Annotated in this window: 8 protein-coding genes; all 8 read right to left on the bottom strand. The window is 55.4% G+C overall.

Annotated features, from left to right (window positions below; translation table 11 throughout):
- Positions 1–35 precede the first annotated feature (35 nt).
- Positions 36–1,481, bottom strand: a complete 1,446-nt coding sequence (tldD, locus tag K2184_RS27540; protein WP_016808194.1) for a metalloprotease TldD — start codon at positions 1,479–1,481, stop codon at positions 36–38.
- An 88-nt stretch (positions 1,482–1,569) separates the two neighbouring features.
- A complete protein-coding gene (gene yhdP / locus K2184_RS27535) occupies positions 1,570–5,367 on the bottom strand; it encodes an AsmA2 domain-containing protein YhdP (RefSeq protein WP_064356511.1) in 3,798 nt (1,265 codons plus the stop codon).
- 78 nt (positions 5,368–5,445) lie between these two features.
- Positions 5,446–6,915, bottom strand: coding sequence for a ribonuclease G (gene rng, locus K2184_RS27530; protein ID WP_004106246.1), 1,470 nt, complete (start codon positions 6,913–6,915; stop codon positions 5,446–5,448).
- 2 nt (positions 6,916–6,917) lie between these two features.
- Positions 6,918–7,499, bottom strand: coding sequence for a Maf family protein (locus K2184_RS27525; protein WP_004106247.1), 582 nt, complete (start codon positions 7,497–7,499; stop codon positions 6,918–6,920).
- A gap of 7 nt (positions 7,500–7,506) precedes the next feature.
- Positions 7,507–7,995, bottom strand: a complete 489-nt coding sequence (gene mreD / locus K2184_RS27520) for a rod shape-determining protein MreD (RefSeq protein WP_004106250.1) — start codon at positions 7,993–7,995, stop codon at positions 7,507–7,509.
- Positions 7,995–8,981: a rod shape-determining protein MreC gene (gene mreC / locus K2184_RS27515; RefSeq protein WP_004106252.1), complete on the bottom strand. Its 987-nt coding sequence runs from the start codon at positions 8,979–8,981 to the stop codon at positions 7,995–7,997. Before mreC ends, mreD begins: the two co-directional genes overlap by 1 nt.
- Before the next feature lie 70 nt (positions 8,982–9,051).
- On the bottom strand, positions 9,052–10,095 hold the full coding sequence (mreB, locus tag K2184_RS27510) for a rod shape-determining protein MreB (RefSeq protein ID WP_002918653.1): 1,044 nt from the start codon (positions 10,093–10,095) through the stop codon (positions 9,052–9,054).
- Between the two features lie 305 nt (positions 10,096–10,400).
- The gene (csrD, locus tag K2184_RS27505; RefSeq protein WP_024274767.1) at positions 10,401–12,341 is read right to left on the bottom strand and encodes an RNase E specificity factor CsrD; all 1,941 of its coding nucleotides are present in this window, start codon (positions 12,339–12,341) and stop codon (positions 10,401–10,403) included.
- Positions 12,342–12,557: the final 216 nt, after the last annotated feature.

The raw sequence follows: 12,557 nt of genomic DNA, 5'->3' as shown, positions 1-12,557 counted from the left end.
CGCTTTCGCGGAATGCGAAAGCGCATGATGAGGGATCAGGCGGTGCCGCCGACGGTGAGTTTATCCACTTTCAGCGTGGGCTGACCGACGCCAACCGGCACGCTCTGGCCCTCTTTACCGCAAACGCCGACGCCGCTATCCAGCTTCAGATCGTTCCCCACCATCGAAATCTGCTGCATCGCTTCAATGCCGGAGCCGATAAGCGTTGCCCCCTTCACCGCTTTGGTCACTTTCCCTTTCTCGATCAGGTAGGCTTCCGAGGTAGAGAAAACGAATTTCCCGGAAGTGATATCTACCTGGCCGCCGCCGAAGTTCGGCGCATAGATACCGTAATCGACCGATGCGATAATTTCCTGCGGCGTGGATTTACCCGCCAGCATGTAGGTGTTGGTCATACGCGGCATAGGCAGATGCGCATAGGATTCGCGGCGACCGTTACCGGTTGGCGCCACGCCCATCAGCCTGGCGTTGAGCTTGTCCTGCATATAACCTTTCAGAATCCCGTTTTCGATCAGCACGTTATACTGCCCAGGCGTACCTTCATCGTCAATGGCGACGGAGCCGCGACGGTTGGCCATGGTGCCGTCATCCACAACGGTACATAGCTCAGAGGCCACCAGTTCCCCCATATGACCGCTGAACACCGAGGTTCCGCGACGGTTAAAATCGCCTTCCAGGCCGTGACCAACGGCTTCATGCAGCAGCACGCCAGGCCAGCCAGCACCCAGAACAACCGGCAACATCCCGGCAGGCGCTGCGACGGCGGTCAGGTTGACCAGCGCCATACGCACGGCTTCTCTCGCCCAAACATCAGCGCGCACTTCTCCCTCCAGCGAGGCCAGGAAATAGTCGTAGCCAAAGCGGCCGCCGCCGCCGCTGGCGCCGCGCTCGCGTTTGCCGTTTTCTTCCACCAGCACGCTGACGGAAAGACGAACCAGCGGACGAACGTCAGCCGCTAGCGTGCCGTCGGTGGCGGCAACAAGAATTAACTCATAGACACCGGTCAGACTGGCGGACACTTCCTGCACGCGTTTATCGGCCGCGCGGGCGGTTTTATCGACCCGGCGCAGAATATCCAGCTTCTCTTCGCGGCTCATGCTCTGCAGCGGGTCAATGCTGGTATAGAGGGAGCTGTACTCCACCGCTCCAAGGGTATGAACTTTACCATCACCGCGATCGCGCACGATGGTGCGTGCCGCCTGCGCGCTCTGTTCCAGCGCCAGCCGGCTAATCTGATCAGCGTACGCAAAGCCGGTTTTTTCCCCGCTCACCGCGCGAACGCCGACGCCCTGGTCGATATTGTACGAACCATCTTTTATGATGCTGTCTTCCAGAACCCAGGACTCGTGATAGCTCGACTGAAAATAGAGATCGCCGTAATCCAGACGACGCTCGGCCAGCTGGCCAAGAATGGTAAACAGATCCTGATGATTCAGGCCGTTTGCCGACAGTAATTGTTCACTTACCAGGTTCAGACTCATCGTTATGCTACTCGTTTGTTGCCGCCTCTCGGGCGGAAATAAAAAACGCTATCTATTGAGAGTGCGGTAATTCCCCGCAATCGTCAAATCATTGCTTTTTGTCGCTCCGCGCCTGGCGCAGCACTTCGTTAATTTGCGGCTGATCGATAGGACCGGTGATGCGATAGCGCAAAATAGAGACCTTATTCCATAGCGGTCCCAGCACCTTACTGGCGGCAAAGACCGCAGCACCGATTATCGGGTTCACGGCAAAGGCCGCCGCAACGCCTACGGTCGCGGAGATTTCCGGCGCAACCACGGCCTGCATATCCAGCTGGCGGCGAACAAGATCCACCGAGCCTTTCATTGCGATATCCGCTTCCAGACCATCGACCAGGGTATCATCGGTATGCAGAACGCCGTCTTTAATCCATGCCGTGCTGCGAATCGAATCGAAATAGAACCCTTCGCTGAACGTATCGCTAAAGTCGAAGCGCAGCTTGCGCAGCAGCGCGTCAACGCTCAGCAGGCGCAGAAGCTGGCCGGCGTGTCCGGTGCTGATATCGGTAAACTCTCCCTTCCCGAGACGGCTTTTAAGAATGCCGTTAAGCGAAGCAACGTCCGGTTGCCACGGCGGCGCGCGCCAGTGTAGATCGTAATCAATATCGAACGACGATCCTTTTACCGGTGTGGACACGCCGAAGAAGTTTACAAAATCATCGGTTTTATTCCCGTGCAGCTTACCTTTTAATGAGGTCCGTACGCCGCTCGGGGCGCTAACCCATACGCCATCGCTCGTCAGACGGCCAAAACCGGTATCCACCAGCCCGTTCGCCAGGGTCAGGGTATCGCCGCTGATCGTAAAATCGCCGTCGATACGACCATATTTTTGCCCCCACAGCCAGCACTCTGCGCAGCGAAGCTGGAGATCGGGCCAGCCGTGGAAATCTACTTTTGTCTCGGTCAGCGGAGCGCTGCTATTTTCCGTCCCGCTGCTTTTCGCCGAAGTTGGGTTGTAATAGAGGTAGCGAATGGCCGCCAGCCACGGGGCATTTTTGCGCATCGTCAGGGTAGCGTTGACTTCACGCCCCTGAGCTTCAATCTTCGTTCCACCTGCATCGGGCCGGGAGACCAGGCTGACGTTATTCCAGCTCTGACCCGCCATCGTTAACGTCGGCGTACGCAGCGTGACCTGCTGCGGGAAGACAATACTACTGCTGACGTCAGTTGCCGCACCGCGCTGGAACAGCGCCAGCCACTGCGCGCCATCCATCGGCGGCATATTCAGCTCGACGCCTGACTGCGCAGGCAGCGGAGATACGGCTTTACTGTCAGAAGTTAAAATCGCGCGATCTAGTGTGAGCTTATTGCCCAGCAGCCAGCGGCTATTAATGTGATTCTTCGTCCCCATGGAGCCGGTCAAATTAAAGCTGCTTAATCCGCCATCAACCTTAATTTTTACCGGTAAAGGCTCACCGGCCTGCTTATCAACCGGAGCAGGTAAGTGACTACTTACGTTTTTCAGCTCACCGTTAATATCGACTTTATAATTTGCGCTGCCGCGGTACGGAAGCTCAATCGCCACTTTACCGTCCCAGGGCACGCTGCCGCTCAGGCTGTTCTCCAGCGCTTTCGGCAACAGACCGGTACGCGCAGGCTCCCAGTTGGCGTTCATCCCGACGTTAACCAGGAACGCTTTCTCGCCCTCGGTGGTCGAGAAATCAACGTTCAGCGGCTGATTAAACCAGGTCGCGCTCATCGGTTCGCTTTTCAGATCGCCGTTTACAAAGCTGAATTTACCGCTCAGGTTTTGCAGCGTGGTATCGATAGGCTTGATAAACAGACTATTATTCTTCAGCTGGACGTCTCCTTTGGCGGTGGTCATCTCGCCGTCCAGCGGGATGTTCAAATGTAAGCGAGCGCTCACATCCCCATCCAACTGAAGCTCGTCCAGCGCCGCGCCCAGCGTCTCTTTCAACGGCGTCTCGTTAAAGTAAGGACCAACCTCTTTACCCGGGCCGTTAACATCGGCATCAATCAGCAGTTTTTCTCGCGAGTAGTCCGGTATCACCGCGTCCAGATTACTGGCCGTCACTTTGCCGAGCATCGCCTTATCGGCCTTCATCCACAGCCCGTCATTGATAAAGTTAAGATCGATATTCAGGCCGGTGAGCGCTGGCCAGTCAGGCTGAAAGGCGAAGGTGGCGTTTTTTAGCGGCACCGAGACCTGAAACTGACCTTCATTGTGCTTGTAAGGGAACAGATGGGGATTACCGCCGTAAGCCAGCGTGGCGTCGGTGGCCTGGCCGCCTTTAATCGCCCCGCTAAGATAATCCACCAGCTCTTTACCCATCAGATTTTCAGGGAAGTAGCGCCATGCCTGACCGCCATCATTGGTACTGATACCGGCCAGAATACCGAGCCAGGGTTCATCACCCTGCGGTTGCAGATAGCGGAAGCCGCCGCGGGCGCGAACGCCGGTAGCCTGCACGTCAATATCGCGACCGTCGAGCATAAAACCTTTGTCGTTCTTTATCCAACTGAGCGTCGCATCGCCTTTAGCGATCTCCAGCGGCGCGCGAAATACCGTCTCATAAGGCATTTTTGCCTGCTTTATGCTGGCATGCAGGATACCGTTCTCCACGCTCCCGGCAATGCTGCCGGAAAAATGCTCCGCGCCGGGCAACAGCTTCCACTGCTTCCAGGACATGTCGCTCCAGTCCGCTTTGAAACGCGTTTTCTCCGCCATCTGGAGAGGAATATCGAGCGCCAGAAGATTGATCTTGCCATCCGGCTGCGTTGTACGCCAGATTTCACCCAGCGACGGCGCCAGTTTATCCGCCATCGGCTGCAGCCCGGTCAGGCCGCTAAGATTAAGGTTGCTGGCGCGTATGCGCAGCTCATCGCTGCGTTGAGCATTTGTTCCGCCGACATCCTGGGCAGGTATCCACGCCATCGCCAGCGCGCCGCGCGGCCAGGGTTTATCATCCATGGAGATACGCGTGTCCGGGATGCGAAAGCCCCAGCTGTGGTTATCGCGATAGATGTGCGCGGTCAGATTATCGACCGACAGATGATGCTTATCTTTATCGCCCTGCCAGCTGGCGCCGCCTTTTTTCAGCCACACATCGCCACTGGCGACATCGCCTTTATCGATAGTCATCCAGCCTTCCAGGCTAAACTTCGCGCTCTGTAGGGCGATGTTGTCCTGCATCCAGCGTCCAAGCCAGGGCTTAACGTCGATATCATCGGCCTGAAGCCAGACACGCCCCTTATTGAGCAAACCGTCTTCGTCGCGCAGATCCATTCGCACCTGCATCACGCCATGCTGGCCGGTCAGGCTGCTGAGGCTAAGCTGTCCTTCCGCGCGATGGCGATTTTTACCGTTCAGCCAGGTAAGCTGCGGAATCGTAAGTTCTGCCCGCTGACCGGAAATCGTCAGGAAGCTCAGATGACTATCGCGAAGGGTAAAGTGATCGAACTGGCGGAGGAAAAGATCGCTGATGCGGTCAGTTTTCAGACCTTCGCCGCTGTTATTGGTTTGGATCGGCGTGTTGGTATGAACCTGTAGCTGCCAGAAGGTCAGGTCGCGAAACTGCCAGCGCATATGCAGCAGACTTTGCCATACGTCGAGCGCCAGAGTGACGCGTTTGACGGAAAGCTCACCGCCGTCGCTCAGGCCTGCCTTGATATCACGGACATCAAGCGTCGGGCCAAACGTCTGCCAGCTGGCGGTAATTTGTGAGGCATCGACCGGTACGCCGGCAATCGCCGATACTTTTTCCAGCACCTGCGGACGCCAACTGTTCAACTGCGGCAGTACGAGACGCAGACCGCTCACCAGCAGTGCGACGACAACAATCACTGTTGCCGCGGTGAGCAGTAAAATCCCGGGCAGTCGCCTCACGCATCTCTCCTTGTCAGCCTTTTACGCGCCATCCTTTTACCTGCCCCTGTCCTGAAGTGAGCCAGGCAAAACGGATGATTACATCATAACTACATCAAACTGCTCTTGATTATAGAGCGGTTCAATTTGTACTTTGACCTGCTTACCGACAAAGATCTCGACTTCCGCCAGCGCATGCGACTCTTCCCCTTTCAGCGTTTCCGCTACCGCAGGAGAAGCATAGACCAGGAATCGGTCGGAATCGTAGGCGTGGTGTACGCGCACGATTTCACGCATGATTTCGTAGCACACCGTTTCTACCGTTTTCACCGTGCCGCGGCCGTGGCAGGTCGGGCACTCATTGCACAGCACGTGCTCCACGCTTTCGCGGGTGCGCTTGCGGGTCATCTCCACCAGCCCAAGCTGAGAGAAGCCGTTTATGCTGGTTTTTACCCGATCCTTGCTCAGCGCCTGTTCCAGCGAATGCAGCACCCGCCGACGGTGATCCTCATTATTCATATCAATGAAATCAATGATGATAATACCGCCAAGATTGCGCAGACGCAGCTGACGGGCAATGGCCTGGGTCGCCTCAATATTGGTATTAAAAATAGTATCGTCAAGATTACGGTGACCGACGAATGCTCCGGTATTGATATCGACGGTAGTCATCGCTTCCGTCTGGTCGATGATCAGATAACCGCCTGATTTCAGTTCAACTTTACGCTCCAGCGCGCGCTGGATTTCGTTTTCCACGTCAAAGAGATCGAAAATCGGCTGGCGGCCGCTGTAGTGCTCCAGCTTGCTGGTCATCTCCGGAATATATTCGGCGGTAAACTCAAGCAGCGATTCGTAGGTCAGACGGGAGTCTACGCGAATACGGTCAAGATGCGCATCGGCGAAATCACGTAGCACGCGCTGCGCCAGGGCCAGTTCACCGTACAGTTGATAACGCGTCTGCTGGCGCTTTTTGCGCTCCATGACTTTTGTCCAGACGCGCTTGAGGTAGGCGGCATCTGCGGCCATCTCCTGCTCATGTACCCCTTCAGCCGCGGTACGAATAATGAAACCGCCCTGTTCGTCACAGTATTCAGACACCACTTTTTTCAGGCGCTCACGTTCCGCTTCGCTTTCAATACGCTGAGAGACGCCGACGTGCGAAGCGCCTGGCATAAAGACCAGATAGCGAGAAGGAATGGTGATATCGGTGGTGAGACGGGCGCCTTTGGTACCCAGCGGGTCTTTCACCACCTGCACCATTAAATCCTGCCCCTGGCGCACCAGTTCGGAAATATCGCGAACGGTGAACTGTTTTTGCTCTTCGCCTGCCACGCATTCGGTGTGCGGCATAATATCGGAAGCGTGCAGAAACGCGGCTTTATCGAGGCCAATATCTACAAAAGCCGCCTGCATTCCCGGCAGCACCCGACTGACACGACCTTTGTAGATATTGCCTACTATTCCGCGTCGCGCTTCACGCTCAATATGAATTTCCTGAAGAATACCGCCATCAATATAAGCGACGCGCGTTTCCGATGGCGTTACGTTAACTAATAATTCAGCAGTCATCTTTATCCCTTTTCTTCACGCAGTGAGTTAAAGTTACTCAGCAACTCATACGTTTCCACCAGCGGTAAGCCCACTACGGCGTGATAGCTGCCATTTATCTTCCTGACAAAACAGCCACCCAACCCCTGAATACCGTATGCACCTGCTTTATCTAAAGGTTCGCCGCTGGCAACATAATCGGCGATATCCTGTACTGAGAGCACACGGAAAGTGACCTCCGTGACCACCAGGCAATCCAACGTCTGCTGCTTATCGGCCAGGGCCACGGCGGTCATCACCTGATGGGTTTTCCCGGAAAGCATACGCAGCATTTCGGCGGCGTGGCCGGCATCGCGCGGCTTCTCCAGCACTTCACCATTAAGGATGACAATGGTATCCGCTCCCAGTACGGGGAGATCAAGCGGCGCTAACGCCACTCCAGCCTGAGCCTTCTCACGCGCCAGACGTACAACATACTGCTGCGCGCTCTCCTGGGGACGGCGCTGTTCCTCAATACCGGGAATCACGCGTTCAAAAGAGAGACCGAGCTGAGTCAGCAGTTCCTGCCGACGGGGAGAGCCTGAAGCCAGATACAGAGTCGTCATATCAACCTTATTGCACCGCAAACTGCTGACGCACTTTACGCATTAGCAGGAAAATCCATGGCCAGAGCACACCGTTTACTACACTACTCCAGAACACTTCCGGGCGGAAAGAGACGTTGATCACTAAAAACTCTGCCCAGAAAACAATGATATCCACGGCGAGGGATAACATGACTACCACCAGCGCCTGTTGCCAGAGCGCCAGATTGCGGAACAGCTGATATTTCAGCGCAACCAGATAAGCCACAATACTTAATGATAGTGCGCGAACGCCAAGCGTCGAACCGCTAATGAGATCGAGGATTGCGCCCATCACAAAGCCTGTGCCGACGTTAACCCGATGGGGCAACGCAAGAATCCAGTACAACAGGATGAGAAATACCCAGTTTGGCCGGTAAACGCTAATGTCCGCCGGCCAGGGCATAATCTGCAACAAGAGTGCAATAAGGAACGAGAGCCAGATAACCCAGCGTCCCTGGCTACGGTAGCTTGCCACTATTGCCCCCCTGCAGGCAGAGGCTGCTGTGGCATACCGGTTGCTGGCGCCGGCATCTGCGGCCCCATCGCATCCGGCGCAGGCAGAACCTGCGGCATCATCTGCATCAGGCGCTCGTTCGCTACGCGATGAACCTCTTCCGGCGTCATGGGATTAGCTCCGTTGCGATCGGCGCCCCACAGCAGCAGCAGATAGCGTAAGCGCTGCAGACCGGCGGTCGGACGGGCCTGAATCACCGTGTACGCGCGCTGCGTATCCAGCTTAACGGAAGAGACCACGCCCACCGGATACCCTTCCGGGAAGCGGCCGCCGAGCCCCGAAGTCACAAGGACGTCGCCGACGCGAATATCAGTATTGGCCGGCAGATGTTCCAGCTGCAGATCGTCAGTACAACCGTTGCCTGCCGCAATCACGCGAATATCGTTACGCAGCACCTGAATCGGTAACGCATGAGTGGCATCGCAAATCAGCAGCACGCGGCTGGTCAGCTTCGCCACCGCGACCACCTGGCCGACGACGCCTTTATCGCTGATGACCGGCTGACCTTCGTATACGCCGTTAACGCTGCCTTTATCGATAACAACCTGATCGCTGTATGGGTCGTTAACCGTTGAGATGACCTGGGTCACCATTTTTTGCTCGTCCTGCCGCAGCGGAGAGCCCAGCAGCTCGCGCAGACGCGCGTTCTCCTGTTTATACTGACCCAGCATCAATAGATCGCTGTTTTTTAACAGCAGTTCCTGGCGCAGCGCGCGGTTTTCCAGTTCGAGCTGGTCGCGGGTGGCCAGCGTTTGCGAAACGCTATCCAGCAGTTCCCGGGGACCATTAGAGACAAAGTAGAAAGGGCTGACGGCAGTATCCATGTACGTTCGAATCTGGCTGAACGTACCCAGGCGGCTGTCGGCGATTATCACGCCAAGCGCCACCAAAACCGCCAGAATAAGGCGAATCTGTAGCGACGGGCCACGGCTAAAAATTGGCTTCATAGGCTATGCGTATTCTCGTGTCAGTTAAGACCGGGGCAGCCGTAAGCCAGCTACCCGGATCTCAGGCTGACTACTCTTCGCTGAACAAGTCGCCGCCGTGCATATCGATCATTTCCAGTGCCTTGCCGCCGCCACGAGCGACGCAGGTCAGTGGATCTTCTGCAACTACGACAGGAATTCCTGTCTCTTCCATTAACAGGCGGTCAAGGTTGCGCAGCAGCGCGCCGCCGCCGGTCAGAACCATACCGCGTTCGGAGATATCGGAAGCCAGTTCCGGCGGGCACTGCTCCAGCGCGACCATCACCGCGCTAACGATGCCGGTCAGCGGCTCCTGCAGCGCTTCGAGGATTTCATTGGAATTCAGCGTAAAGCCGCGTGGTACGCCTTCAGCAAGGTTGCGCCCGCGAACTTCGATTTCGCGAACTTCATCACCCGGATAAGCGGAACCGATCTCGTGTTTGATACGTTCTGCGGTCGCTTCGCCGATCAGGGAGCCATAGTTACGACGCACATAATTAATCACCGCTTCGTCAAAACGGTCGCCGCCGATACGTACGGAAGAGGAGTAGACCACGCCGTTCAGGGAGATGACCGCCACTTCAGTCGTCCCGCCACCGATATCCACAACCATCGAACCGGTTGCCTCGGAGACCGGCAGGCCTGCGCCGATCGCAGCCGCCATCGGCTCTTCAATCAGGAAAACTTCACGGGCGCCAGCGCCCTGTGCGGATTCACGAATCGCGCGACGTTCAACCTGAGTCGCGCCAACCGGCACGCACACCAGCACGCGCGGGCTCGGACGCATAAAGCTGTTGCTGTGCACCTGTTTAATAAAGTGCTGAAGCATTTTTTCGGTAACGAAGAAGTCGGCAATAACGCCGTCTTTCATTGGGCGAATAGCTGCAATGTTGCCCGGTGTACGCCCAAGCATCTGCTTCGCTTCATGACCCACCGCTGCGACGCTTTTCGGCGATCCGGCACGATCCTGACGAATGGCCACCACGGAAGGCTCATTCAATACGATGCCTTGTCCTTTTACATAAATCAGGGTATTCGCGGTACCCAGGTCAATGGACAGGTCATTGGAAAACATGCCACGAAATTTTTTTAACATACTAAGGGATAATCCTGAAAGCTGGGGCGGAAAACAAAATCCGCTTACTTTACCAACCACGCGCAGCAGCGACAAGGCGCAAAAATCATCTGCTGCGGTGAAAATTAGTGCAGTTCGTTACCTTTGTTACAAATTTGACTGAGTCCGTCCGATGCCGAAATCTTCAGCAGCGCTCCGCGCTTGAATCTGCAACCTGTCAAAGGTCATTCACTGGCATTTACATTGCGACAATCCGGCAGGTAGACAAGCACACCCCCATCACTATGGCGCGCATTATTCTACGTGAAATCACGCTAAACGGCAGATCAAACAGAGTATCTTTGCGAATATTTTTTCACATTTGTGTCAAGTGGCTGTGAGGCGGCAAAAAATTCCCCCTGACCGCCGGTGACACCGCATTGAGACAGCACCTGCCACTCGCTACGGCTGAGCACGCCGGTTGCGAAAACCTGAACCGGCATTCCCTTACAGGCTTCAACCAGACTCTGCACCAGCAGCTGATTCTCACTGCGTTTTTCTATATTGCGCGATAACCCCGAATGCAGCTTGATAACCTCAACGTCGAGCTGCTTAATCCAGCTGGTTCCAACCAGCGTCAGACCAGCCTGAACTACGGCAACTCGAACACCCAAAGCGTTAACCAACCGCATAACCGGCTGCAGGCGGCCGATATATTGACAAACATCCGCCTCTGCAAGTTCAAAAATAATACGCCGACGTTGCGATTTTTCGCATTGCATCAAAGTATCGCGCAGCCAGCGCTGGAAGCGGGGGCGAATTAATGACTCAACCGTCACCTGTAGCGCGAGATTTTCTTCCGGCCAGAAGCCTAAAAACGGCAGCAACCGGGTGATTTGCAGGCGGTCATACTCTTCCGCCAGACCGAACTGCAGTACCATCGGCATATATTCCGCCGCGATAACTTCTTCCTTGCCATCGTAAAGACGACACATTAGCTCGCGGTGGTGTACGCGACCGTCACGCGTTACGGCAGGTTTCTGGTAGAGACGCGGTCCGCCGCGGCTGAGCATTTGCTCGATAAGCGTGCGCCAGCGGACGTTGCCGCGCCCCTTTTCCGGGAGAGAGTCATCGTAGACGGCCCAGCTGTTGCTACCCTGCAATACCGCATTGCGCGTTGCCGCTTCCGCATGCTCCATCACCTGGGCTGCCGTTTGTCCGCTACGGAAGGCGCAGATCCCGATATGCATCATGTCGTCACGATCGAGAATTCGCGTTGGCGGCAGGGCATCCATAGCCTTCAATAGCAATCCGGCGATGCTATCCGCCTCTTTTAACGTGCGATGAGGGAGCAGAACGGCAAAATCGCTTCGGTGATAGCGGGCCAGCAGCGCGCCGGGATAACGCATAATAAAGGTGGAAAGCATGTTGATCAGCGTAAAGTAATGCTCTTCAGTCGCTGTACGCCCCCAGTTATCGCGCAGCAGGTCGAAATCCGGCAGGCGGATCATCATAACAATACCGTACGACCCCACCTTCTCCTGATCTTCAAGCAGCGTCGACAGCTGATTATCAAAGAACAATCGGTTACTGAGTCCGGTTTTTGAATCCTGCGCAACGTAAGAACGAATCAGGGTATCCATGCGGCTTCGCTGATCGCTGGCAAACTGCAGTTCTGATAGCAGCGTATCTAACGCACTGCTGGTGTTGACTGGCCATTCGTGTACCGACCCGCGCACCTGCGGGCCGCGTTCGCCGTTAAGAATACGCACAGAGCGAAGCTCCAGTAGCTCCTGGCCCGCCAGCTGACGACGGATCCAGCGCACGGAAAAAAAGATAATCAGCACCATGAAACCAATGGCGATGGAAAGCGGCGCGGTAACGTGCAGCGAACGGAAATAATTGGCCATCGGATCCAGATAAACCAGATGGATAACCATGCCCGGGTGCTTGAGCGACGGCACGGTGATACTACGGAACTGATTGCTGCTGCCTAACGGACGATAGTTATCGTTGCGGGAATGGCTATAGACTGATTTGCCATTAAGCTGAAAATCAACGTGCACGACTTCGACCGGCGTCATCAGCTCATCCATCTGCGGTTCTAACTGGTCAAAAGATATAGAGACCAGGCGGTTATCCAGCATCGTTGCCACCGCCTGAACGCGGTTGGTCATTTTTAGCTGAATACCGTTATAAAAACTCAGCGAAGCGCCAATCAGCGTGACAAAGATAGTCAGGCTGGTGAGTAACGTGACAAAGGCTGAGAATTTCGTCGTTAATCGCATCCCTGTGTTAACTCCGCGAGTGAATGAGTGCCCGATAAACATCCGGGCTCCAGTGCTGGCGCCTAAACTAAAGTAAGCACTAACTTTCTAAAGAGCGACGCATACTACCAAAGCTGGCGTATCTGGCAATTTATTGCGTTACATCGGTGTAATAATGCCGTTAGCGAGTATAGTCTGCAGAAAAATTTTTCCAATCATCCAACCTACGAGGACCGG

Source organism: Klebsiella sp. K5-306, from assembly GCF_051835185.1.
Classification (GTDB): domain Bacteria; phylum Pseudomonadota; class Gammaproteobacteria; order Enterobacterales; family Enterobacteriaceae; genus Klebsiella; species Klebsiella oxytoca.
Note: the sequence above shows the minus strand (reverse complement) of the source record. Positions and strands in the feature narration are given on the sequence as shown.